Below are 25,318 nucleotides of genomic sequence, written 5' to 3' on the forward strand. Positions count from 1 at the left end.
ATGCGACAACGCCACCTCACCTGCCCGTGCGACACGGGCACCGGATTCGCATCAACGTCATTGAGCGAAGGCTTGGGCGCGTTGCAATGCTCCGGTTGCCAGGGCGTGCTGATTGCGCTGGACGACTACCGCCGCTGGCGCGAACACCACCCCGATGTGCCAGCGCCGCCGGCCGCCGCCACGGTCGCCGCAACGAATGAACCGGCGTTCGCTCGACCGTGCCCGGCCTGCGGCCGGCCGATGAGCCGTCACCGCGTCGGACTCTTGCCCGACTTTCGGCTCGACCGCTGCAGCCCGTGCCAGCTGGTCTGGTGCGACGACGGCGAGTGGACACGACTCAGTCACGCCCGGCTCGCCCAGGCACTGGATCACATCCTGACCGACGCATGGCAGCAGGCACTGGTCGCACAGGAAAACCGGGCGCGACGCGAGGCCGAGATCCGCAAACGCCTCGGCGACGACACCTATGAAGAACTGCAACGCATCCGCCAATGGCTGGCGACACAGCCCAATCGTGTGGAATTGATCGGTCTGCTGAGCGCCGACTGAACCTCCGCCCACTGCTGAACGCAAACACGGAATCATGATGGCCGACACTCCCTCCGAGCCCGTCGCTGACGACATCGACACCACGGTGACCGACAGCGGCAGCTATGAGCTGCTGAAGAAACGCCTTGCCGACCAGGGCGCTCGCCTGAAGGAAAAGACCCGCGCACTGAACGACGCGCGCATTGCGGAGTTCGGCCGCTCCGACAGTGCGCTGGTCATGCGCACCCGCGCCCGCACCGAGAACAACTGCACCGCCCGCGACATCGTCCGCATCGGCAATCTGCTCCTGCTGGGCTACAACGTGTTCATCGGCCTGCGCAAGGAGACACGGGTGGCCGACGTGTTTTCGCTATACCGGTTTGCCGCGGCCGACGGTAGCGAAGAGCTCGAGCCCGTACCCCTGGACAACACGTTTCTGGGCGACCCCCGTTTTTGCGCGGATTTCCGCGAGCTCTACGCCTACTACAAGCAAGCCAGCCTGATTCAGCTACGGATCAATCAACAAAAGCTGCTAGCCGCATTCCAGATCGGCCAGCAACTTCACGATGTGCGTGTTTTCCGCTGGTCAATCGAACCCGGAGGCGCACTCCGCTATATCGACAATCGCGGCGAACGCGACATCGCCCTGCCACCGACCCACGACTTCGAATGGACGCTGGCTACGCGAGACAACCACGTCGGCGGCAAACACCCCCACGTGAACATCCTCGATCTGCTTTTTGTCGAAACCGTGGGTGGCGACCTCACGGTCAAACTGGAGAACAACACCGAATCCGGGCTGGGCATCTATAGCGAACCGGTTGAAGACCGCAACCAGGCGCTTGCCGACGCCGAGATTGCCTACGCGCGCATCGGGTCGCTCGTCCTGCTCAAGATCCGCCCCTACCGGGAAAAGGATGAGCGCTTCCTGGTCTTCAACACACGCACCCGGAAGGTACTGCGCATCGACGCCATCGGCCGCTCCTGCGTCCAGCTGCCCGAAGATCACGGCATCATCTTTCCGGGCGGTTACTACCTGCAGTCGGGCGACCACAAGCGCTTCGATCTGCCGCACGACCTGGCCACCCAACTGCGCTTCAAGCGGATGCTGCGCTCGCCCAACGGTGAAGACGTGCTCTACGTGTTCTACCAGCCGGGCAAGGGCTACTACGCCCTGTTCTCCTACAACCTGATCAACAAGACGCTGGGCACGCCGATCATTTCCAACGGCTATGCCCACTTCGACGACGGCCGGATTCTGGTCTTTCAGGCCGAAAGCATCGAACCGACCCGCAACCATCCGATGCAACTGTGGCAAACCCCCTTCGTCAGCGACGAGCACGCGGCACAGGCGCCGGTGGCACAGGGGTTCTTTGGCCGCATCGGCAATGCCGAGCTGGTCCGCGGCATCTCCGAGCTGAACGGCATCGCCCGCGCGGTCGAAGAGCAGGCGCCCACTCGAACCGCCTATGACGCCCTGATCAGCCAGTGCGTGCGCAGCCTTGATGCCTATTTCTGGCTCGACGACGCGGCCGCTGGCAGCCTTGCGACCGACGTTCGCGCCATCGCCGATGGCGCCCGCGCCACGCTCGACGAGTTCGAGAAAGTCGAAGGCATCCGTCGCGACACCGCGCACGCACTGGCCGAGGCCGAAGGGCGTCAGCGCGCCTTGATGACCGACATCGCCAGCATGCTGTGGCAATACCCCGACGACTTCGTTCGCGCGCTGGGCTGGGTGCGCGAGCAACGCGGCCGGCTACAGACGCTGAAGGAGTTGCGCTACACCGATCTGCCGCGCATCGACGCCATGGACGCCGCTCTGGTGGAGGAACAACAGCGGGTAGGCGAGCGCGTGATCGGCTTTCTTGCCGACGAACGCGCTTTCGACACGCACCGGAGCGCACTCGAACGCATCGGCAAGCAGTTGCCCGACGCCGCCACCAGCGAGGACATCGCCACACTACTGGCCGAACTGGACTGCAGCGCGGCCGGTCTCGACCTGCTGACCGAGCAACTGGGCAACCTGCCCGGTGGCGACGCCGTGGTGCGTACGCGCATCCTAGACAACATCTCGGCCATCTACGCCGACATCAACCGCTTGCGCGCCAAGGCCCGAAAACAGCGCAGATCGCTTGGCGCGACCGAAGCCGCGGCAGAGTTCGGCGCCCAGTTCAAGCTCTTTGGCCAGGCGGTGGAGAATGCGCTCGAACTGGCGGATACGCCCGAAAAATGCGACGACGCGCTCACCCGCCTGCTGGCCCAGCTCGAAGAGCTCGAAGGACGGTTCGCCGATCAGGAGGCCTTCATCGGCGATATCGCGGCCAAACGCGAAGCCGTCTACGAAGCCCTCTCGGCGCGCCGCCAAACCCTGCTCGAAGCCCGACAGCGCCGCAACCAGGCCCTCGCCGACGCGGCTGCACGCATTCTCGACGGCATTGCGCGCCGGGTCGGCCAGCTCTCCGATATCGAGCAAGTCCACACCTACTTCGCCGCCGATGCGTTGATCGCCAAGTTACGCAAGCAGATCGACGAGTTGCGCACCCTGGGCGCCGCCGTTCTCGCCGATGATGTCGAGACACGCCTCAAGACCGCGCGCGATCAAGCCATCCGCACGGTACGCGACCGTCACGAACTGGTCGCCGACGATGGCAACACGCTGCGTTTCGGCCGCCATGCCTTCACCATCAACCGACAGCCGCTGGATCTCACGCTGGTGCCCCGGGACGGCGACCTGGCCTTTCACCTGAACGGCACCGACTACTTCGGTAACGTCGCGGATACACGGCTTTCCGCCCTCAAGAACCACTGGGATCAAGCCCTGATCTCGGAGAGCACCGCACTCTACCGCGCGGAGTACCTCGCCGGCACCCTGCTCGACAGCGCACTCGCCGGCCGAGCCACGTGCTCCTGGCAAGCACTCCAAACGCTTTGCCTCGAAGGCCCGGAGGCCCAGCCTCGCCTGCTGGAACTGGTGCGCCAGTTCAGCGCGGCGCGCTATCAGGAAGGCTATCTGAAGGGGGTGCACGATCACGACGCCGCGCTCATTCTGTCCGCAGCGCTAAGCATGCAGGCAGATGCCGGCCTGCTTGCCGACAGCCCGCACGCCCGTGCGCTGGCACTGCTTTACTGGTTGCACGGCGGCTTCGACGCGGAGCGTCAGGCGCTGCTGCGCATGGCGCGATCCGCCGTGCAGATGATGACGGTGTTTGGCGCCCAGGACGGCATCGCCCGCCTGGTGAACGAACTGGCGACCACCCTGTCGGCTTTCGCGCCCCGGTTCGATTTCGACGCACAGGACAACGCTCTCGCCCATCAGGCCGCGCGCTATCTGGTGCGACAACTGGCGGCGCCACATGGCGGCGAGCAGTGGGTCATCTCGGGCCGCGGCGCCGATCTGGCCGACGCCTTGCGACGCCAGCTCGATCAGGCCGGTCTGCTGACAGCCTGGCAGGCGGATCTCGCTAACGCCTCCCCCGAGGCGCGCTGGCGGATGGCGCTGGAGTGGGTCGTCGCGCTCGCGGGCGAAACGGCGCATGCCGATGCGCGCACCTGGGTGCACGACGCCGCCACCCTGATCGCCACACCGGTCGAACGCGAACGCATCAATGCAACGCTCGATCGCCAGATCACAGGTTTGCTGGGCGAACATCCGCGCATCACCGATGGCCAGCTGTCACTGAACCTGAACAATTTCTGGCAGCGCTGGCTACACCACCGACAAGTCGTGGTACCCGCCTTCGAAACGCTGCAGGCGCTGCGCATGGATCTGGTCGCCAGCGAGAAACGGCGCCTGCGGCTCAATCAGTTCCAGGCCAAACCGCTCTCGTCCTTTGTCCGCAACCGGCTGATCGACGAAGTCTATCTGCCGATCATTGGCGACAACCTCGCCAAGCAGATCGGCGTGGCGGGCGAAGCCAATCGCAGCGACCGCATGGGTCTGTTGCTGCTGATCTCCCCGCCGGGGTACGGCAAGACCACGCTGATGGAATATGTTGCCGACCGGCTCGGCCTGATCTTCGTGCGCATCAACTGCCCGGCGCTCGGCCACGACATCACGGCGCTCGACCCCGCCGGCGCCAAGCACAGCGCCGCCCGACAGGAGCTGGAGAAACTCAACCTGGGGCTGGCGATGGGCAACAACGTCATGCTCTATCTGGACGATATCCAGCACACCAATCCGGAGTTCCTGCAGAAGTTCATCGCACTGGCCGATGGGACGCGACGGATCGAGGCGGTGCGCGATGGCGAACCCTTTACCTGCGATCTGCGCGGCAAACGCTTCGCCGTGGTCATGGCCGGCAACCCCTACACTGAATCCGGCGACGTCTTCAAGATTCCCGACATGCTGGCCAACCGGGCCGACATCTACAATCTGGGCGATGTACTCTCCGGCCGCGAAGCCCTGTTCTCGCTGTCGTACATCGAAAACGCGCTGACCGCCAATCCCACCTTGCTACCCCTGGCCTCGCGCGACCCCAAGGATGTGCACTTGCTGGTTCGTATGGCCGAAGGCGAAGAGGTCGCGGGCAGTGCGTTCAGTCATGCCTACAGCACGGCCGAGCTCAACGAACTCACCGCGCTGATGCGCCGCCTGTTCCGCGCGCGCGATCTTCTGCTCAAGGTCAATCTCGCCTATATCGAGTCCGCCGCACAGCAGGACGCGTACCGCACCGAGCCGCCGTTCAAGCTGCAGGGCAGCTATCGCAACATGGCCAAACTCGCGGCCCGCATCACGCCCCTGATCAGCGACGCCGAGCTCGACGCCCTGCTGCGCGATCACTATCGCGGCGAAGCGCAGACGCTCACCACCGGCGCCGAAGAGAACCTGCTCAAGCTCACTGAGCTGCTCGACAGTCAAAACCCGACCGAGATCGAGCGTTGGCGCGAGATCAAAAGCGAGTTCGTGCGGCGACGCAAGCTCGGCGGCGACGACACCGACGGCAGCATGCGCATCGCCAACAGCCTGCTGGATGTTGCCCGGGCCGTCGATGGACTCAGGCCGGGCGAAGACCTGAACGCCACCCTGCGCACCGGCCTCGGAGATCTTGCCCGGAGCCTTCAATCGCTGAAGCCAAGCATCAACGTCAAGGCCGGCGCCCCCGACCTTGCCGGTGTCGAGCAGGCGGTCCGTTCGATGAGCGAGGCCTACGAGAAAGTGCTGCTCCCCCTGGTCAATGCCACGTATCTCAAGATGCGCCTGGACCACACGATGTGGGACGAAGTGAAACGGATCTCGGGTTTCATCGAGCAGTTGCAAGACAGAAGCGTCACCGACACCTATGCGGCCGACAAACCTGCCGACAATCACAAGCGCAAGCGCTGACACGCGTGGCGGCCAAAGCGCCTGAGCGGGAAACACCATGCCAAACGACACCCCCACCATCGACGACGTCCTGGCCCACCTGAACGCATCCATTGAGGACGTTCGCCTCAGCGATGAAGAGCGGCGCACACTGACCACCCTGCTCCGCGACGCCGTCACGCCGGAGGACGGTCTGCGCCGTGTGCGCAACCGAGCCTTCGATCTGGTGCGCACGCGGCTCGGCGAAGGGCGCGAAGCACTGGATCTGCTGCGCTGGCTCGACGGCGTCGCGCGCGCGCTCGACATGGCGCGGACGCCGCTGATCGAAGGGCGTACCGAGGTGAGCTTCAGCCCCGGCGACGACTGCCTGAACATGGTTCTCACCCGATTCCAACTGGCCCGGCAAACCGTGCGGATCTGCGTGTTCACCATCGCCGACAACCGCATCAGCGAAGCCATCCTGGCCGCGCATCAACGCGGTGTCGAAATCCGGATCCTCACCGACAACGACAAACGCTTCGACGCCGGCAGCGACATTGCCCAGCTGCGCGCCGCCGGCATCCCGGTCGTCGAAGACCGCAGCAACGCCCACATGCACCACAAGTTCGCCATTTTCGACGATCTATGGCTGCTCAACGGCAGCTTCAACTGGACTCGCAGCGCAAGCCAGGCCAATGAAGAGAATCTGGTCTTGAGTAATGACCCGGCCATGTGCACGCCGTTCACGGCGCGCTTTGAACACCTGTGGGCGCGTTTTTCGTCCTGAACGACCAGCGCGTCATCCGGGCAACGTCACACGGTGACGCGCGACGGACGCCTGGGGTGCAGTAGGCAAGCCAGCCCCCCCGCAAGCACGCCGGACACAATCCATCCTGACGCGTTGGCGCCCGTCACCCAGAACCAGAGCAGGCCAAAGGCCAGACCAAGCAACACGCTCACCAGCACCCCCGACCAGAACGTCGCCAGCCAGATCCGCTCGAGGCCTCCCCCCAGCGCATAAAGCACGGTGATGGAAAAGGCGATGCCAACCGGATACCGGATCACGGTCTGGAAAAGAAAGTGTTCGCCAGATGCGCCCGCCGCAATCGGTGGCAGCCAGTCGAATAGCCAGTCCGGCGTCAATATCAACGGCATCAGAAGCCAGACCGCCTGACTCTTGGGGTTCGGCATGGTTGCCGCGTGGACCACGCTCGCGATGGCATGCGCCAAATACGCGACCACCAGCATCAACCCCAGTCGATTCCGCACGTGCCAGTCTCACCCGTGCTTGGTCCCGAAAATCTTGTCGCCGGCATCACCAAGACCGGGGATGATGTAGCCGACTTCGTTCAGATGGCTGTCGATGCTGGCGGTGTAGATGTCCACGTCCGGGTGCTGCTCGGCCATCAGCGCGATGCCTTCTGGCGCGGCGACCAGCACCAGTGCCTTGATATGGGTGCAGCCCTTGCGCTTGAGCATCTCGACCGTCGCCGCCATCGAGCCGCCGGTGGCCAGCATCGGGTCGATGATGATTGCCATGCGCTCGGCCAGATGGCCGACAAATTTCTCAAAGTAAGGCTCGGGGCGCAGCGTCTCTTCGTTGCGCGCGATGCCCGCCACGCTGACCTTGGCACTGGGAATCATGTCGAGCACACCGTCGAGCATGCCCAGACCGGCGCGCAGAATCGGTACCACCGTCACTTTCTTGCCCTTGATCTGCTCGACCTCGACCGGCCCCGCCCAGCCGGCAATCGTCACGGTCTCGAGCGGAAAATCCTGACAGGCCTCGTAAGCTAGCAATCGCGCGATTTCGGACGTCAGCTCACGAAATTTCTTGGTGCTGATATCGGCTTCGCGCATCAGGCCGATCTTGTGCTTGACGAGCGGATGGGAGATTTCGGTAATGGACATGGCGGCGGGCAAAATCGAAATAGCTGCCGGGCGCAGGGTGCGTCGCAGCAAATCGCGCTAGTTTACTCTGCCAAGCGCCGTCCGTCCCGCACTTGATCCCGCCGGTGGGCGAACGGTCGTGCTTCCAATAGAATCCGGTGTTTTCTCGCGCAAGCTACCCTACTCCATGCTCGAAAACTACTTCCAGCTCCGGTCCCACGGCACCACCGTGCGCACCGAGATACTGGCCGGTCTGACCACCTTTCTGACCATGGCCTACATCATCTTCGTGAACCCCGACATCCTGTCGGCCGCGGGCATGCCGAAAGACGCGGTGTTCGTGGCCACCTGCCTGGCCGCCGCGCTCGGCTCGCTGATCATGGGCCTGTGGGCCAACTATCCAATCGCGCTGGCGCCGGGCATGGGGCTCAACGCCTACTTCGCCTTTGCCGTCGTGCAGGGCATGGGCTTTACCTGGCAGGCCGCACTGGGCGCAGTGTTCATCTCCGGCTGCCTGTTCATCATCATCAGTCTGTTCCGCATCCGTGAATGGATCGTCAACGCCATTCCGCATTCGCTCAAACTGTCGATCTCGGCTGGTATCGGCCTGTTTCTGGCCATCATCGGCCTCAAGAACGCCGGCATCATCACGGGCCACCCGGCCACGCTGGTCACGCTCGGCGATCTGCATGCGCCGGGCCCGATCTTCGCCGCCATCGGCTTCGTGATCATCGCCGCGCTGGCCTACCGCAAGGTGCCGGGCGCGATCATCATCGGCATCCTGGTGGTCACCGTCGCCGGCATCCTCACCGGCCAGAGCACCTTCGGCGGCGTGTTTGCCGCGCCGCCCTCGCTGATGCCCACCCTGATGCAGATGGATATCGCCGGCGCGCTCAATGCCGGCCTGCTCACCGTCATCATGACCTTCTTCCTGGTCGAGCTGTTCGACGCCTCGGGCACCCTCATCGGCGTAGCGCACCGCGCCGGCCTGCTCGACAAGGACGGCAAGCTACCGCGCCTATCGCGCGCCCTGCTGTCCGACTCCACCGCCATTGCCGCTGGCGCCGCCATGGGCACCTCGTCCACCACCGCCTACATCGAATCGGCCGCCGGCACCGCGGTGGGCGGGCGCACCGGCCTGACCGCCGTAGTAGTCGCGCTGTGCTTTCTGGCCGCACTGGTGCTCGCCCCGCTGGCCGGCAGCGTGCCGGCCTTCGCCACCGCGCCGGCACTGATCTATGTCGCCATCCTGATGACCCGCGGCCTGGCCGAGATCGACTGGGACGACATGACCGAAACCGCCCCCGCCGTGATCACCGCCATCACCATGCCCTTCACCTTCTCGGTCGCCCACGGCATCGCCTTTGGCTTCCTCAGCTATGTGGTGATCAAGCTGCTGGCCGGCCGCGCGCGTGATCTGTCGATGGCGGTGGTCGTCATCGCCGGCGTGTTCCTCGTCAAGTTCATCTTCCTGTGAGCGAGCCCATGCAAAGCGCCGCAGACATCCTCCGCCAGCGCATCCGCACCGTGGCCGACTGGCCGCAGGCGGGCGTGCAGTTCCGTGACATCACCCCGGTGCTGCAAGATCCGGTCAGCTTCCGGCTGATGGTTCAGACCCTGGTGGTGCGCTACATGCCGCAGCACATCGACGTGGTTGCCGGCATCGACGCGCGCGGCTTCATCCTCGGCGCGGTGGTGGCGCACGAGCTGAACGTCGGCTTCGTGCCGGTGCGCAAGAAGGGCAAGCTGCCCTTCACGACCGTGTCGGAAGAATACGAACTCGAATACGGCTCGGCCACCGTCGAACTGCATACCGACGCCGTCAAGCCCGGCGACCGGGTGCTGCTGATCGACGACCTGATCGCCACCGGCGGCACCATGATGGCCGCCAAGAAACTCATTGAGCGCCTCGGCGGCGCCATCGTCGAAGGCGCGGCCATCGTCGATCTGCCCGAGCTGGGCGGCTCGGCCCTGCTGCGCGCCGCCGGCCTCGAACTCTTCACCCTGGTCGACTACGCCGGCCACTAAACACCGAATCTGGAATTGCCATGTCTGTTGATATGAAAGAAATCCGCCGCGCCATGGAAGAGGCCGACTGCCTCGCCGACAACGCCGCCGTCGAAACCGCGCTGGACCGCATGGCCGCCGAGATCACCGAGCCGCTGCGCAACACCAACCCGCTGGTCTTCGTGGTCATGAACGGCGGCCTGATCCTCGCCGGCCGCCTGCTGCCGCGGCTGGTCTTCCCGCTCGAAGTGGCCTACCTGCACGCCACCCGCTACGGCCACGCGCTGCAGGGCAACCTGCTCGACTGGCGCGTCCGCCCCACCCAAGACCTGCGCGGCCGCACCGTGCTGGTGCTCGACGACATTCTCGACGAAGGCCACACCCTGGCCGCCATCGTCGACCACCTGCAGGCCGAAGGCGCCGTGGCCGTGCACACCGCAGTGCTGGTACACAAAGACCACGACCGGAAGGCCACCCCCGGCATGCGCGCCGACTTCACCGGCATGGACATCGCCGACCGCTTCCTGTTCGGCTGTGGCATGGACTACAAGGGTTACTGGCGGAATGCGCCGGGGATTTACGCGCTGAAAGGACATTGAGCGCGCAGGTGTCGACGACGGCGGATGCGCTGCGCAGATCCGCCCAGCTTGGCACATCGCATGTTGGGCTTCGCTACGCTCAACCCAACCTACGCTCTCGCGGGGTCGGCGTACATTCCCTGCTCCGACTCACCCCCCCCGAAAATCTTCGGGAAACAGGTGGTGGCGGTTGAGCTTGTCGTAGAGCGTCTTGCGCGGGGTGTCGAGCAGCTCGGCGGCGGAGGTGACGTTGCCGTGGGTCTGGCGCAGGGCAGATTCGATGACCTGGCGCTCAAACCCTTCGACCCGCCGGGCCAGCGAACCGCCGCCGGCATCGGCCGCCGGTCGGCGCACGGCGACACCGAGGCAGAAGCGGTCGACCGCATTGCGCAGTTCGCGCACATTGCCGGGCCAGTCCTGCGCCATCCACGCCGCCATATCGTCCTCGCCCCACATCGGTGGGTCGCAACGGTAGCGCGCGGCAGCTTCGCGCAGGAAATGGCCAGCCAGCAAGGGGATGTCGGCCTTGCGCTCGCGCAGCGGCGGCAACTCCAGGCCAACCACATTAAGCCGGTAGTACAGATCGCTGCGGAACTGCCCGGCGTCGGACAGGGCTTTCAGATCGGCCTTGCTGGCCGCGATCAGGCGGCAATCGACCGGGATGGCGGCATTGCTGCCGAGGCGTTCGACGACGCGCTCCTGCAGCACCCGCAGCAGCTTGACCTGCAAGATGGCGGGCATGGTCTCGATCTCGTCGAGAAACAGGGTGCCACCCCGCGCATGCTCGATCTTGCCGATGCGCCGTTTGAGTGCGCCGGTGAAGGCGCCGGCCTCGTGGCCGAAGATTTCGCTCTCGAACACCGTCTCGGGCAGCGCCCCGCAGTTGATCGCCACGAACTCGCCGGACCGCCCGCTGGCGGCATGGATGGCACGTGCGGCCACTTCCTTGCCGGTGCCGGTTTCGCCATAGATGAGCACGTCGGCCTCGGTCGGCCCGATGGCGGCGATGGTGTGGCGCACCCGCTGCATGGGCGGCGCATCGCCGATCAGCGGCACGGCCTCGCGGGCCGACAGGCTGGCCTTGAGGCGGCGGTTTTCGATGACCAGCGCGCGGCGGTCGTGGGCGCGGCGCACCACCTCGACCAGGCGGTCGGAGGAGAAGGGCTTTTCGATGAAATCGTAGGCGCCCTCGCGCATGGCCGCCACGGCCATGGTGATGCCGCCGTGGCCGGTGATCAGCACCACCGGAATCTCGCGGTCGATGGCCATCACCGCACGCAGCAGGGCGAGGCCGTCCATGCCGGGCAGGCGCACATCGCAGACCACGGTGCCGCCAAAATCGGGGCCAATACGTGCCAACGCCGGCTCGGCGGCATCGAAGCCGCGCACCGGCAGGTCGTCCAGCTCGAGCGCCTGCTCGATGCCGAGGCGCACCTGCGGGTCATCTTCGATCACGATCACATGCGGTCGATGCTCGGCCATGCGTTTACAACTCCCCTCGCGCCAGTGGCAGGCGCAGTTCAAAACAGGCCCCACCGCCATCGTCGTTGGCGGCGCTCAGCGAGCCATGCAGGCTCTCGGCGATCAGTCGCGAAATCGCCAGGCCCAGGCCCAGGCCCTTGCCGATCGGCTTGGTGGTGAAAAACGGTTCAAACAGATGCGGCCACACCTGCGGGTCAATGCCACCGCCGGTGTCGCGCAGGCAGATGATGCCCTCTGCGCCCTCGATGCGGGTGTCGATCGACAACTCGCGCGCGGCGGCGCCTTCCATCGCGTCGATGGCATTGACCGCCAGATTGACGATGACCTGCTCCAGCCGCGTGATGTCGGCCTTCACCGTCAGCCCCGGCGCGCCGTGGCGCACCGAAACCGTCACGTCGGCGCCCTGACGCTTGGATTCGACCAGTAACAGCGCATTGTCGATGGCGTCAGCCACATCCACCGGGGTCAGCGCGTCGCCGCTCTTGCGCGAGAAGGTCTTGAGCTGCGCAACGATACGCCCCATGCGTTGCGCCACGCGAGAGATGTGATCGAGGTTGTCGGCCGCGGCCTCGAGTTTGTTGCGCTCGATGAAACGACGCGCATTGTCGGCCAGCGTGGTCAGCGCTGCCAGCGGCTGATTGAGTTCGTGGGTCACGCCGGCAGCCATCTGGCCGAGCACCGCCAGCTTGCCCGCCTGCACCGCCGTGTCGCGGGTGCGGGTAAGGATCTGCTCGGCATCCTTGAGCGAGCTGACCCGTTCCTCCAGGGTGCGGTTGGCGGTGAGCAGCTCGGCGGTGCGCTCGGCAATGCGCGCTTCGAGGTCGGCCTGCACACGTTCCAGCGCCGCGCGCGCGGCACGGCGCTCCTGGGTGCGCCGCCGACGCATACGCCACAAACCAACGCCCATCAACAGCAGCAACACCAACAAGGTCAGCGCGGTGGCCATCACGGTGGCGAGCTTTCGGGCATCCGTCAGATCGGCGAGAATCAGCAGCCGCCAGCCGTAGTCGGGCAATTCAATAGATTCGGACTGCAGCGTCTGTACCTGACCGCCCGCGGCCACAAAGGGCAGCGAGGCGCTGTCCAGATTGAGGCGTCTGCCCCGGCCGTCGGGCGTGAGGATGGGTTGGCCATCGGTGGCTTTGAGCGGCTCCAGCTCAGCGTTCAGATACTGCCGGGTGCGCGCCAACGCCGCCCGGTCGGCGCCGGAGAGCGGAAACAGGCTGCGATACTTCCAGCTCGGCGACGAAGCCAGCACCACCACGCCAAGGCGGTCGGCCACCAGCAGCAAGTCCCCCGAGCGGCGCCACGCGTCTTCGAGCGCATCGAGCCGGATCTTGACCACCGCCACGCCAGTGATGGTGCCACCGACATACACGGGTGCCGACAGAAAATAGCCGGCCTCTAGCGTGGTCACGCCCACACCAAAGAAGCGCCCCGGCTGACCCGACATGGCCTCATGAAAATACGGCCGAAAGCCGTAATTGTTGCCGACAAAGGAGTTGGGCTCACGCCAGTTGCTGGACGCCAGCACCTTGCCACTTGCGTCGAGCAGGTAGATGACATGGATGACCGGGTCCTGGCTGACTTCTTCGAGGTAGCGATTGACTTCGGCGGTCTGCTCGCTGCCTCGCCCTCTGGCGAGCAACTGATGAACCCGGCCATCGAGGCCGAGCACATTGGGCAGCAGGCGGAACTCCTCCAGCGTCTGCTCCAGCGTGCGGCGGTAGAAGTCAAGGCGCAGGTGGCTGGCTTCGGCCACCTGCGCCGCCTCGCGATTGAGAAAGGCGTGATAACTGCCCACGCCGAGCACCACCGCCAGCGCGCCGAGCACAAGCAGCGGCTGGAGGAGGCGATAGACAGTTCGGGTCAGCGGCATGGCGTCAATGTCGGCGTCGGAGCGACCCAGCTTACGGCGTGTCGCGCCGGCCGCCAACATGGCGCACACCGCCTCAGGCGGCGACCACCGTCCGGCGACGCCACCAGGCGAAGGCCATGACGCCCGCCGCCACGGCCAGACCGAGCTCGTCGGTGAGCGGTTGCGCGGTAACCAGCAACACGGCGCCGACGCCGGCGATCACGCGAATTGGCCACCCCAGCGGCGCGCCCAGATAGCCGATGCTCGCCGCGCCCCACAGAATGATGGCCGCCACCGCCTTGCCAACGATGTAGAGCACCGACAGCACCGTCCAGTCACCCTGCAGCATCAGCGCGGGCGAATACACCGCCATGTAGGGCACCACGAAGCCGGCGATCGCGATACGCAGCGCCTGCATGCCGATCTTCATGCCCGAGGTGCGGGCAATCGGCGCGGCCGCAAAGGCGGCCAGTGCGACCGGCGGGGTCAGGTCGGCCATGATGCCGAAGTAGAAGACGAACATGTGGCTGACCACCAGCGGCACGCCCAGTTCGAGCAGCGCCGGCGCGGCCAGCGAGGAGGTGATGATGTAGTTGGGAATGGTCGGGATGCCCATGCCCAGCAGCAGACACACCAGCATGGTCAGCACCAGCGACAGGATCAGGCTGTCACGGCCCAGGTCGATGATGGTGTTGGCAAACATGGTGGCCGCGCCGGTCAACGTGAGGCAGCCGATGATCACCCCCACCAGGGCACAGGCCACGCCCACCGGCAGCGCATGGCGTGCGCCTTCGGCCAGTGCATTGACGGCCACGCGCAAGGTCTCGCGCCCGCCCTGAACCAGGAAGCAGCCGACCACCAGCACGGCAATGATGGCAAAGAAGATGCCAATACCGACCTTGATGAAGGCCGAGCTGGCCAGCGCCAGCGCCACCCAGAAGGCCACGCGCAGCGCCGTGCCCCTGACCCGCAGCGCCACCGCGCCGCCGAAAATCAGGATCGCGGTCAGCGCCAGGCCGACGGTGCCCGAGAACAGCGGCGTGAAGCCCGAAAACAGCAGATACACCAGCACCGCCAGCGGTAGCAGCAGATGCCAGTCACGCTTGAGCGCGTCGAGCGCGTTGGGGCACTCGCTCTTGGGCAAGCCGACCAGTCCTTTGCGGCCGGCTTCAAGGTGCACCATCAGGAAGGCGGTAAAGAAGTACAGCGCGGCCGGAATCGCCGCCGCGATGCAGATATCGACATAGGGCACGCCAATGGTCTCGGCCATGATGAAGGCCACCGCGCCCATCACCGGCGGCATGATCTGCCCGCCCATGGAGCTGGTCGCCTCGACGCCGCCGGCAAACTCGCTGGAGTAACCGAAGCGCTTCATCAGTGGAATGGTGAATTGACCCGTGGTGACCACGTTGGCCACGCCCGAACCGCTGATGGTGCCCATCAGACCCGAAGACACCACCGAGACCTTGGCTGGCCCGCCGTGGGTATGACCCACCGTGCCGAGCGCGAAGTCGGTGAACAAACGGATCATGCCGGCCTGTTCGAGGAAGGTGCCGAACAGGATGAACAGGAAGATATAGCTCGACGACACATAGGTCGGGATGCCGTAGATGCCCTCGGTGCCGAAGCCGAGCTGGTCAATCACCTGCGACCAGGCATAGCCACGGTGCGCCCAGTCGCCCGGCAGGTATTGGCCGAACAAGGCGTAGGCCAGAAAACTCAGGCAGATCAGCGGCAGCGCCAGGCCGATGACCCGGCGGGCGGCTTCGAAGACCATCACCACGGTGATCGCACCGATGATCAGATCCATATCGGTCGGGTCACCCGCCCGCAGGATCAAGTCGCCTTCATAGACCCAGTGATAAAAGGCCATGCCAAAGGCGATGATGCCAATCAGCCACAACACCACGCCCTGCGCGTCAAGGCGCGGGCGGACGGCGGCGGCGATACCGAAAGTCATCAACAGCAGGAAGCCCACATGCAGGGCACGCACGATCTGCGACGACAACGGACTCAGCGAGGCCGTGATGATCTGGAATGCGGAAAAAGCGACGCCGATCAGGAACAGGGTGCGGGCAACGCCCCCCTCGCTCCATCCGTAGGGCACCGCCGTGTGTCCGGCAGTTTCGGACATGGTGATCTCCTCACACGCCATCTCGGCATGCCTTTGGTTTGGATAGCCCCGACCCGTGCGATGCGAAGCGGGGAGCAACCGGGGCGGTGCACGCGCACCACCCCGACTGGAAAACAGCCGCGGCGCACCCGTGGCGCGCCGCGGTCACACAGACTTACTTCAGCACGCCCGCTTCGCGGTAGTAACGCTCGGCACCCGGGTGCAGCGGCAACGGCAGGGCCTTGGCGGCGCCTTCCAGGGTGATGCCCTTGGCCGACGCATGCGCCGCCACCATCTGGTCCATATGAGTGAACATGGCCTTGGTCATGGCATACACGGCGTCAGCGTCGACATCTTCGTGGGTCACGAGGATGTTGCGCACGGCAGCGGTCGGTACGTCTTCGGTCTGGCCGGTGTAGGTGTTGGCCGGAATGGCTTCTGCGGCGTAGGCCGGGTCACCGACTTTCTCGACCACGTCGGCCGGGATGGACACCACCACGATCTCGATCGCCGAGGACAGGTCGCGCAGCGAGGCCACGCCCAGGCCGGCCGACTGCAGGGTTGCGTCGAGCTGACGGTTCTTCATCAGTTCGACCGACTCGCCAAAGGGCAGGTACTCGGTCTTGGCGAAGTCCTCGTAGCTCATGCCAGCCGCCTTGAACAGCGCGCGGGCATTGAGTTCGGTGCCGGACTTGGGGGCGCCCACGGAGATGCGCTTGCCCTTCAGGTCAGCCAGCGTCTTGATGCCCGATTCCTTGGAGGCCACGATCTGGATGTAGTTGGGGTAGATCGCGCCGAGGGCACGCAGCTTGGTCAGCGGCTTCTTGAAGCCGGCTTCTTCCACACCCTTGTAAGCGTTGGACACCGTATCGCCCAGCGCAAAGGCCACTTCACCCCGGCCCGCTTGCAGCAGATTCACGTTTTCGGCGCTGGCCTTGGTCGATTGCACGCTGATCTTGGCATTCGGCAGCGCCTCGCCATACAGCTTGGACAGGGCCACGCCCATCGGGTAATACACGCCACTGGTGCCGCCGGTCAGCACGTTGATGAACTTCTGCTCGGCTTGCACGCCGGTCGACACGATCAGGGTTGCCGCTGCGAACCCCAGGGTACGGATGAATTTCATGGTGGTCTCCTCCATGGATGGTTATGTCGGCGGGCAAACGACACGGCGGAAAGAAAGGGAGGGAGACTCACCACCGGTCGCGCCCGACCTGACACATTATTGCAAGTGTCGGGCCAGTTCCTGAGACACCCACATTCATTCTAAAAAATCATGCACTTAGTAATTCACTCATCGCCCGACCGAGCGCTGACCGTGCGGATATCCGCACACGCCACGCCAGCCGCGGGCGATAAACCGCACAAGCTGCAGGCGGTCGTGCCGTTATCTCCATTGATGGCTACACTGCCCTCACAACAGCGATGTACCCGTAACGCGTGGTGGAGAGCGCATGTCCCCGATAAACACCAGTGCCCGCATCCTGATCGTCGACGACACCCCTGAGAACCTCGCGGTGCTCGGCGACGTGCTGCAGCCCGACTACACCGTACAGGCCACCACCAGCGGCGAGCGCGCGCTGATCATTGCCGCCACGCAGCCCGCACCCGACCTGATCCTGCTCGACATCATGATGCCCGGCATGGACGGCTATGCCGTGCTCGGCCGACTGCGCCAGAACCCCGCCACCCGCGAGATCCCGGTCGTCTTCCTCACCGCCCTCACCGACACGCAGGACGAAGAACACGGACTGGCCCTCGGCGCGGTCGACTACATCGCCAAGCCGATCCGCCCGGCACTGGTGCTCGCCCGCGTGCGCACCCAACTCGAAGCCAAGCGCGCGCGCGATGTATTGCGCGATCACAACACCTTTCTCGAATCCGAGATTACGCGGCGCATGGCCGACAACGAACACATCCAGGCGGTCAGCATCCGGGCGCTCGCCCACCTGGCCGAAATCCGCGACACCGACACCGGCAACCACCTGCTGCGCACTCAGGCCTATGTCCACCGGCTGGCCACCTGCCTGAGCACTCACCCGCGATTTACCGCCACACTGACCCCGCAATACATCGACCTGCTGGCCCGCTCGGCCCCTTTGCACGACATCGGCAAGGTCGGCATTCCCGACCACATCCTGCTCAAGCCGGGCAAGCTCGACGGGGCCGAATGGGAAGTCATGAAAACCCACTCGGCCCTGGGCGCAGCCGCCATCGAACAGGCCGAGCAAGATGTGCGCGAAGCACTGCCGTTTCTCTCGCTGGCCAAGGAAATTGCGCGCAGCCACCATGAGCACTGGGACGGTTCCGGCTACCCCGACGGCCTGACCGGCGAGGCGATTCCGGTCTCGGCACGACTGATGGCGCTGGCCGACGTCTTCGACGCGCTGGTGCACGCCCGAAGCTACAAACCCGCCATGCCCACCGACGGCGCCCGCGACATCATCCTGGCCGGCCGCGGCAGCCACTTCGACCCAGCCGTGGTGGACGCCTTCGAGGCCAACTACACCACCTTCGTCGATATTGCCGAGCGCTACAATGACGCCCAATAAACCCTCCGCGCCCGCACTGGACCTGCCGCCAGCGGATGACACACCGTCCCCGCCGCTCGCCGAACAGCAACGCGGGCGCGTGCTGCGCATCGCGCTGATCTACGCGCTGTTCGCCGGCCTGTGGATCGTCTTTTCTGACCGAATCGTCGAACATCTACTGAGCGATCCCGCCCATCTGGCGATGGCGAACACCCTCAAGGGGCTCGCCTTTGTCGTCGTCACCACCATGCTGCTGTACGGCCTCGTCAGCCGGCTCATCCGTCAGATCATTCAGTCCGCTCAGACCGCCTACGCCGCACAAGCCAAAGGTCTGCAGGCGCTGAGCCTGCTTGATGCCGTGGTCACGGGTTCAAAAGACGCCATTTTTGCCAAGGACCTGGACGGCCGCTACCTGCTGTTCAACCGCGAAGCCGAGCGGCTCACCGGCGCTGAGGCCGAGACGATCATCGGCAAGAACGACTGCGCTGTGTTTGACCCCGAAGCGGCGGCTCAGGTCATGGCCAATGACCGCCATGTGATGGCGTCCAACGCCGTCGTCACGTTCGAGGAGCACCTTGGCACGACCGACGGCGACCTGGTGTTCATGGCCACGAAAGGTCCCCTGCAAGACGCCGACGGCCGGATCATTGGCCTGTTTGGCGTCTCGCGTGACATCACGCCACTGCACCGCGCGGAAAAGACCCTGGCCACCCAGAATCAGACACTCGAACTGGTGGCCACCGGCGCCCCCCTGGCCGACACCCTGGACGCCCTCGCCCGCGCCATCGAAGCGCAGGGCAGCGGCATGCTGGTGTCCATCCTGCTCCTCGACGCGGCGCAGGGCCGCCTGTTCAATGGCGCCTCGCCCAATCTGCCGCCCGACTATGTCGCCGCCATTGACGGCGCCCCGATCGGCGACAGTGCCGGCTCCTGCGGCACCGCGGCCTTTCGCGGCACGCAAGTCATTGTCGAAAACATCGCCACCGACCCCCTGTGGGCCGACTACGCCGATCTGGCGGCCCAGCACGGGCTGGGCGCATGCTGGTCGACGCCGATTCTCGCGCCAGACAACACCGTCCTGGGCACCTTTGCGGTGTACTACGCCCAGCCGACCGCGCCCTCGCGCTGGCATCTTGAGCTGATCGACCACGCCATCCATGTGGCGGCCATCGCCATTGCCCGCAACCGCGAAGAAACCGAGATCCGCAAGCTGTCCCTGGCGGTCGCGCAAAGCCCGGAGAGCATCGTCATCACCGATCTGGACGCCAATATCGAGTATGTAAACGAGGCCTTTACGCAGATCAGCGGCTATACCGCCAAAGAAGTGCTCGGCCAGAATCCGCGCGTCCTGCACTCGGGAAAAACCTCGCCCGAGGTCCATCGCGAGATGTGGGCAGCGCTCGGCCGCGGCGAGGTCTGGCGGGGCCAGCTATACAACAAGCGCAAGGATGGCAGCGAGTACACCGAATTCGCGATCATCAGCCCGATCCGACAGCCCGACGGCCGCATCACCCACTATCTGGCGGTCAAGGAAGACATCACCGAAAAGAAACGCGTCGCCGACGAACTGACCCGCCATCGCCATCACCTCGAAGAGCTGGTCGAAGCGCGCACCGCCCAACTGGTCGAGGCGCAGCTCGAAGCCGAGTCGGCCAACCGAGCGAAGAGCGCCTTCCTGGCCAACATGAGCCATGAAATCCGCACACCGATGAACGCCATCGTCGGCCTGTCGCACCTGCTCAGCCGCGACCACCCCACCCCGAAACAGGCCGAGCGACTGGCCAAGGTCGAAATCTCGGCCCGCCATCTGCTGACTCTGCTCAACGACATTCTCGACCTCTCCAAGATCGAGGCCGGCAAGCTGCAACTGGAGCAGCTCGACTTCTCCATCGACACCGTCCTCGACCAGGTCCACTCCCTGATCGCGACCCAGGCGCAGGACAAATCGCTGACCATCGAGGTCGACGGTATCGGTCACCCCCTGTGGGTGCGCGGCGACCCCACCCGCTTGCGCCAGGCCTTGCTCAACTACGCCGGCAATGCCGTCAAGTTCACCGATGCGGGCGCCATCACACTGCGCGCGCGGCTAGAGGGCGAGACCCCCACGCACCTGAGCATCCGCTTCGAAGTCAGCGATACCGGCATCGGCATCACGCCGGACGCCCGTCGGCAATTGTTCAATGCCTTCGAACAGGCCGACGCCTCGACCACCCGCAAATACGGGGGCTCCGGCCTCGGCCTGGCCATCACCCGCCGTCTGGCTGAATTGATGGATGGCCGCGTCGGCGTGGACAGCACCCCCGGCCTTGGCAGCACCTTCTGGATCACCGTGCGCCTGCCGCGCGGCCAGGCACGATGCCGCCCGGCGCCCCAGCCCCATCCACCCGCACCCGAAACCCACGGCAGCCCGCAACACCTGCGCCTGCTGCTGGCGGAAGACAGCGAGGTCAATCGCGAAGTCGCCCTCGCCCTGCTCGACGCCCAGGGCTGGCATGTCGACAGCGCCGAGAACGGCGATGTCGCGGTGCGCATGGCCCGCGCCCAGCCCTACGCATTGATCCTCATGGACGTGCAGATGCCGGTCATGGACGGACTCGACGCCACGCGCGCCATCCGCGCACTGCCGGGCTACGCCGCCACCCCGATCCTGGCCATGACCGCCAACGTGTTTTCGCAGGATCAGGCGGCCTGCCGCGCCGCCGGCATGAATGACTTCATCCCCAAACCGGTCGAACCCGCCCAGCTTTACGAAATGCTGGCCCGCTGGCTGCCGGTCGATGTCGACACGGCCCCGCCGGCGCCGGCGAACCCACCGGCGATCGCCGCCGACCCCGAGGCGGCCGCGCGCCTGCTGGCCGAACTGCGCCCGCTGCTGCTGGCCAGCGACATGCGCGCCAACGCCTTGCTGCAATCCAACGCGGCGCTGATCAAGGCCTGCTTTGGCCCGGCCGGCCAAGGCCTCGTCTCGCAAGTGAACCGCTTCAACTACCCCGAGGCTGTCGCGGCGCTCGACGCACTGCGATCAACACCCGACACACCCTAGGAGCCTGTCGGACTTGAGGCTGATCTGCTGCGCCGGTAGGAGAGCGGTCCATATCCGGCCGATTTTTCGTTGCCTAGCACCACCATGCGCCTCAAAACCGACCGAATCTGACCTCGCTCTCCCACGCGGCTCACGACGATCGCTCAAGTCCGACAGTCTTCTAGCGCGTCCCGATCCCGATATTGATGCCGATGCCCACCCCGGAGCCACTTCCGCCGCCGATCCCGAAGCCGCCAAAAAACCGGCCGTCGCGCGGATACTCGTAAGTGGTCGAGGTGCGCAGCACCACCTCGTCGCGAAAATGCACGTTGAAATAGGTGGCGGTGCCGGGGTTGCCGATATTGCTGATATTCCAGTCATACACCGTCTCACCCGACAGCGAAAAATGCTCGACGCTGCGCTGCGGACCGAGCTGGTCGATCACCTGCACCACCGTCATGCCCGGCCGGATGCGGGCCAGGCGGTCGGCGGCGAGGCCATCCCAGGTCTCGACCACCTGACCGGTCGCATCGAACTTCACCTGCACAAACGTGGTGCCGAAGGGCTGGGTGGCGTACTGCCACAACTCACCCCCACCGGGCAGCACGATGATCCGGGTCGGCGCGCCATGCTCGGAGCGCACCTGCACCGCCGACTGCCCCGGCGCGATCGGCGGCCGCGTCGCGCAGGCCGACACACCCAACACCAGCAACACCGCCAGCCACATTTTCATGATCAGCGCCCCTTGTACTCGATGTCTCGGCCCGTGCGCACGACCTGGCCCTGGGGATTGAAATAGACGTTGAAGAAGACCGGCTCGGCCCCGTTACTGTTGTCGATCAGCCAGTCCCAGACCGTCTCGTTCTTGAGTTGAAAGTACTGCGTCTTGGCCGGCTTGCCGAGCAGGCGGCGCACCTGATCCTGATTCAAGCCGGGCTGGATGCGGGCGAACTGCGTTTCGGTCAGCACCTGCTCGACCTTCTGCACGATATTGCGGCTATCGACCGTGATCAGATAGCAGGTGGTGCCCTGCGGCTGCTGGGTGTACTCCCAGGTCACCGACCCATCCTCGTTGCGCCACTCGATCCCCGGCGGGCCGAGCTTGTCGCGCACCTCGAAGCCGGTCGACACGCCGGGCTTGAGGTCGTCGATGACGAACTGATCACACGCGCTGAGCCCGAACAGGCTCAACACACCACACAGCAGGGACAGCAACTTCTTCATGAGGCCTCCGTCGAAAATGGGCCGATCCGTGCGCCGCACGGCCCCCGGCGCTAGAATGTCGGGGGTTTGACGCAGCGTTTTCGCGATGTCGGCGGGATGCGCGAGCAGTTTGTTTCGCACCACACCGGCCAGCGTTGGTCCCATTTTGACACTCGATAGCTTCCAGGAGAGCTAGCAAAATGCAAAAAACAGTACTCGCACTGGCCCTGTTCGGCCTCGGCCTCGGTGTTGCCCATGCTGACGCCGTCAAAATCGGCCACGCCGGCCCGCTGACCGGCCCGATCGCCCACATTGGCAAGGACGGCGAGAACGGTGCCCGTCTGGCGGTTGAAGACGCCAACGCTGCCGGCGTCATGATTGCCGGCAAGAAGGTCACCTTCGAGCTGATGGGCGAAGACGACCAGGCCGACCCGCGCATGGCCACCACCGCCGCCCAGCGCCTGGCCGATGCCGAAGTCGTCGGCGTGGTCGGTCACGTCACCTCCGGCGCCTCGATCCCCGCCTCGCGCGTGTATGAGCAGGCCGGCATTCCGGTCATCACGCCCTCGGCCACCAACCCCAAGCTGACCCGCCAAGGCTACAAGGTCACCTTCCGCGTTATCGCCAACGACCTGCAGCAGGGCGCCGCGATGGCCCAGTACGCCGCCGAATCGCTCAAGCTCAAGAAGGTCGCCATCATCGACGACCGCACCGCTTACGGCCAGGGTCTGGCCGACGCCTTCTCTGACGCGCTCAAAGGCTACGGCGTGCAAGTGGTGGGCCGCGAATTCACCAACGACAAGGCCACCGACTTCATGGCCATCCTCACCAAGATCAAGGGCCAGCAGCCTGACGCCATCTTCTACGGCGGCATGGACGCCCAGGCGGCACCGATGCTGCGCCAGATGCGCCAGCTCGGCTACGCAGGCAAGTTCCTTGGCGGCGACGGCGTGTGCACCGGCGAAATGCTCAAGCTCGGCGGCGAGGCCCTCAAGGAAGACACCTACTGCTCGCAAGCCGGCATCCCGATGGAGAAAATGCCCAAGGGCGCCGACTTCAAGGCCCGCTTCAAGAAGCGCTTCAACACCGACGTGCAGCTCTACGCGCCCTACAGCTACGACGCCGCCATGGCGATGATCGAAGCCATGAAGGTCGCCGGCTCGACCGCACCGGCCAAGTACCTGCCGGCGCTGCAGAGCATTTCGTATGAAGGCGTCACCGGCCAGATCGCCTTCGACAAGTTCGGCGACATCAAGTCGGGCGGCACCACGCTGTTCCAGTTCAAGGACGGCAAGTGGGCCACCCTGAACTGATTCACGTTCAGTGACCCAAAAGGCCCGCCACCGCGATGGCGGGCTTTTTTCGTCAAGGCATTTCACGCCCGATCCATGACACAACTCTTCCTTTTCGTTGCCGGCCTGATCGCCCTCACCATCGGCGCCGACGTGCTGGTGCGGGGCGCCTCGCGCCTGGCGCTGTCCTTTGGCCTGTCGCCGCTGGTGGTCGGCCTGACCATCGTCGCCTTTGGCACCAGCGCACCCGAAATCGCCGTGGCCATCGACGCCGCCATCGCCGGCCAGTCGGCGCTGACCATCGGCAACGTGGTTGGCAGCAATATCTGCAACCTGTTATTGATTCTCGGCATCGGCGCGCTGGTCACGCCGCTGTCGATTGCCGGCCAAGTGATCCGCCAGGAGGTGCCGGTCATGATCGGTGCCTCGGCGCTGGTCGTCGGCCTCGCCGCCAATGGCCAGATCGGCCAGGCCGAAGGCGCGCTGTTGCTCGCGCTGCTGATCGCCTATCTGGTTTTTCTGGTGCGCCAGTCGCGCCGCGCCTCGCAGGCCGAACAGACCCATTTTGGCGATCTGGCCGCGCCGGGCGCCGATGGCCACTGGAGCCTGGATCTGCTCAAGGTCGCCGCTGGCCTCGGCTTGCTGGTGCTCGGCGCCGACTGGCTGGTCAACGCCGCGGTGTTCTTCGCCCGCTGGCTGGGCGTGGATGATCTGGTCATCGGCCTCACCGTGGTCGCCATCGGCACCTCGCTGCCCGAGATCGCCACCTCGGTGATGGCCGCCATCCGCGGCGAACGCGACATGGCCATCGGTAACGCCGTGGGCAGCAATGTCTTCAATCTGCTCGGCTGCCTCGGTCTGGCCGGTCTGATCTCGCCCACCGGCCTGCCGGTGCCCGCCGCAGCCATCGACTTTGACCTGTGGGTCATGCTGGCAGTGGCCGTGGCCTGCCTGCCGGTGTTTCTCGTGCGCCGCGAGATCGCCCGCTGGGAAGGCGGGGTGTTCATCGCCTACTACATTGCCTACGTGATCTACCTGGTGCTCGATGCCACCGGCAGCGGTGCGCTCAAGACCTTCACCATCGCCATGCTGGGCTTTGCCCTGCCGCTCTCGGTCATCACCCTGATTGCCGTGAGCCTCCGCCAACGGCGTCGGGGCAAGCCCCGCTGATCGGCTGCTGCGCTCGTGGCGATGCCTGTCGCGCCGGCGGCACCGCCCCCAAACTGCCTGCACTGACGCGCCTCGCACACAGCCTATGTCTCATCAAGGCATGGCTGTGGCGGGCGACAAAGCGTCGAATTTTTTTACACTCCATGCCTAACGCGTAGGACACAGGCCACAAGGATCGCTTGTGTAACAATCGTTTGCAACATGCGGTACATGTCTTGCTTCATGACCCCACACCCATCGACATGTGTCTAATTGGCCGACACACCCCCGTCTGCCAAGCCTGAAGAACACTGCATTCGAACTCCCCCGACCCCGGCACTCAAGAACCGGGCAGGGACCGCGGCAATGACTGATGGACCGACG

18 protein-coding genes are annotated in these 25,318 nt (G+C 65.2%); 10 read left to right on the forward strand and 8 right to left on the reverse strand.

Translation table 11 applies throughout. The features are described 5' to 3' along the window. Genes FHP91_RS19395 through FHP91_RS19405 form a run of 3 tightly spaced genes read left to right on the forward strand, consistent with a single transcriptional unit; the run spans position 1 to position 6,596 of the window. The gene (locus FHP91_RS19395; RefSeq protein WP_144311149.1) at positions 1-549 is read left to right on the forward strand and encodes a hypothetical protein; all 549 of its coding nucleotides are present in this window, start codon (positions 1-3) and stop codon (positions 547-549) included. Between the two features lie 37 nt (positions 550-586). Next, positions 587-5,851: a DNA repair ATPase gene (locus FHP91_RS19400; RefSeq protein ID WP_222105259.1), complete on the forward strand. Its 5,265-nt coding sequence runs from the start codon at positions 587-589 to the stop codon at positions 5,849-5,851. A gap of 37 nt (positions 5,852-5,888) precedes the next feature. Then, positions 5,889-6,596: a phospholipase D-like domain-containing protein gene (locus FHP91_RS19405; RefSeq protein WP_144311151.1), complete on the forward strand. Its 708-nt coding sequence runs from the start codon at positions 5,889-5,891 to the stop codon at positions 6,594-6,596. Positions 6,597-6,622: 26 nt separating this feature from the next. Here FHP91_RS19405 and FHP91_RS19410 read toward each other — a convergent pair whose 3' ends face one another. Together FHP91_RS19410 and upp are read right to left on the reverse strand one after the other, a co-directional pair. After that, a complete protein-coding gene (locus FHP91_RS19410) occupies positions 6,623-7,057 on the reverse strand; it encodes a hypothetical protein (protein ID WP_144311152.1) in 435 nt (144 codons plus the stop codon). A 30-nt stretch (positions 7,058-7,087) separates the two neighbouring features. Then, positions 7,088-7,720 carry a uracil phosphoribosyltransferase gene (gene upp, locus FHP91_RS19415; RefSeq protein ID WP_144311153.1) on the reverse strand — a complete coding sequence of 211 codons (633 nt, stop codon included), beginning with the start codon at positions 7,718-7,720 and terminating at the stop codon, positions 7,088-7,090. A gap of 118 nt (positions 7,721-7,838) precedes the next feature. Here upp and FHP91_RS19420 point away from each other — a divergent pair, with 118 nt between their 5' ends. Genes FHP91_RS19420 through FHP91_RS19430 form a run of 3 tightly spaced genes read left to right on the forward strand, consistent with a single transcriptional unit; the run spans position 7,839 to position 10,305 of the window. Further along, entirely contained in the window at positions 7,839-9,176 is a 1,338-nt protein-coding gene (locus FHP91_RS19420) for an NCS2 family permease (protein ID WP_281281810.1), read from the forward strand. Positions 9,177-9,184: 8 nt separating this feature from the next. Then, positions 9,185-9,727 carry an adenine phosphoribosyltransferase gene (locus tag FHP91_RS19425; RefSeq protein WP_144311154.1) on the forward strand — a complete coding sequence of 181 codons (543 nt, stop codon included), beginning with the start codon at positions 9,185-9,187 and terminating at the stop codon, positions 9,725-9,727. A 20-nt stretch (positions 9,728-9,747) separates the two neighbouring features. Next, entirely contained in the window at positions 9,748-10,305 is a 558-nt protein-coding gene (locus tag FHP91_RS19430; RefSeq protein WP_144311155.1) for a hypoxanthine-guanine phosphoribosyltransferase, read from the forward strand. 129 nt (positions 10,306-10,434) lie between these two features. Here FHP91_RS19430 and FHP91_RS19435 read toward each other — a convergent pair whose 3' ends face one another. The 4 genes from FHP91_RS19435 to FHP91_RS19450 form a co-directional block, all read right to left on the reverse strand. Continuing rightward, a complete protein-coding gene (locus FHP91_RS19435) occupies positions 10,435-11,766 on the reverse strand; it encodes a sigma-54-dependent transcriptional regulator (RefSeq protein ID WP_144311156.1) in 1,332 nt (443 codons plus the stop codon). Positions 11,767-11,770: 4 nt separating this feature from the next. Continuing rightward, positions 11,771-13,705: a sensor histidine kinase gene (locus FHP91_RS19440; protein WP_144311157.1), complete on the reverse strand. Its 1,935-nt coding sequence runs from the start codon at positions 13,703-13,705 to the stop codon at positions 11,771-11,773. A gap of 13 nt (positions 13,706-13,718) precedes the next feature. Next, complete coding sequence (locus FHP91_RS19445; protein ID WP_222105260.1) at positions 13,719-15,758, reverse strand: TRAP transporter permease; 2,040 nt, start codon at positions 15,756-15,758, stop codon at positions 13,719-13,721. Positions 15,759-15,912: 154 nt separating this feature from the next. Continuing rightward, positions 15,913-16,863, reverse strand: a complete 951-nt coding sequence (locus FHP91_RS19450; protein WP_144311159.1) for a TAXI family TRAP transporter solute-binding subunit — start codon at positions 16,861-16,863, stop codon at positions 15,913-15,915. Between the two features lie 328 nt (positions 16,864-17,191). Between FHP91_RS19450 and FHP91_RS19455 the strand changes: the two genes are divergently transcribed. Together FHP91_RS19455 and FHP91_RS19460 are read left to right on the forward strand one after the other, a co-directional pair. After that, positions 17,192-18,289, forward strand: a complete 1,098-nt coding sequence (locus FHP91_RS19455; protein ID WP_144311160.1) for a response regulator — start codon at positions 17,192-17,194, stop codon at positions 18,287-18,289. After that, entirely contained in the window at positions 18,276-21,311 is a 3,036-nt protein-coding gene (locus FHP91_RS19460; protein ID WP_144311161.1) for a PAS domain S-box protein, read from the forward strand. The genes FHP91_RS19455 and FHP91_RS19460 overlap by 14 nt, the downstream gene beginning before the upstream one ends. A 160-nt stretch (positions 21,312-21,471) precedes the next feature. Here the strand turns inward: FHP91_RS19460 and FHP91_RS19465 are convergent, their stop codons facing one another. Together FHP91_RS19465 and bamE are read right to left on the reverse strand one after the other, a co-directional pair. Next, entirely contained in the window at positions 21,472-22,023 is a 552-nt protein-coding gene (locus tag FHP91_RS19465; RefSeq protein ID WP_144311162.1) for a hypothetical protein, read from the reverse strand. A gap of 2 nt (positions 22,024-22,025) precedes the next feature. Beyond that, positions 22,026-22,514 carry an outer membrane protein assembly factor BamE domain-containing protein gene (bamE, locus tag FHP91_RS19470; protein ID WP_144311163.1) on the reverse strand — a complete coding sequence of 163 codons (489 nt, stop codon included), beginning with the start codon at positions 22,512-22,514 and terminating at the stop codon, positions 22,026-22,028. Positions 22,515-22,693: 179 nt separating this feature from the next. On the opposite strand from bamE, the gene FHP91_RS19475 reads away from it, so the two are divergent. Both FHP91_RS19475 and FHP91_RS19480 read left to right on the forward strand, forming a co-directional pair. Beyond that, positions 22,694-23,806: a branched-chain amino acid ABC transporter substrate-binding protein gene (locus FHP91_RS19475; protein ID WP_144311164.1), complete on the forward strand. Its 1,113-nt coding sequence runs from the start codon at positions 22,694-22,696 to the stop codon at positions 23,804-23,806. Between the two features lie 75 nt (positions 23,807-23,881). Then, entirely contained in the window at positions 23,882-24,955 is a 1,074-nt protein-coding gene (locus FHP91_RS19480; protein WP_144311165.1) for a calcium/sodium antiporter, read from the forward strand. Positions 24,956-25,318 lie beyond the last annotated feature (363 nt).

Source organism: Denitromonas halophila (assembly GCF_007625155.1).
Lineage (GTDB): Bacteria > Pseudomonadota > Gammaproteobacteria > Burkholderiales > Rhodocyclaceae > Nitrogeniibacter > Nitrogeniibacter halophilus.